Raw genomic sequence first — 285 nt, forward strand, 5'->3', positions numbered from 1 at the left:
AGGAAAAAGGGTGTAAGATGCAATACACGTCAAAGGACAATATTTTACCCATACGGGCAAAATCCTAATGAGGTCTTACAAATAAGGCGATTAAGAGATGAATTTAATTTCACAGTACAATTTCAGCTAATAAATGACTGATATGGAAACAGGATATAGAATAGAACAACCGAAAGTGTTTGGTTTCCTTATACATGAAGAGACCAAAACAAAAATAGCTGTATATAAACCTATTGGTTGGTTTAAGAGAGCTATGATTAAGTGGTGTTTTGGGTTAAAGTACGA

Origin of the sequence: Parabacteroides sp. AM08-6, from assembly GCF_003473295.1 — a bacterium.
In the GTDB taxonomy this organism is placed as follows: domain Bacteria; phylum Bacteroidota; class Bacteroidia; order Bacteroidales; family Tannerellaceae; genus Parabacteroides.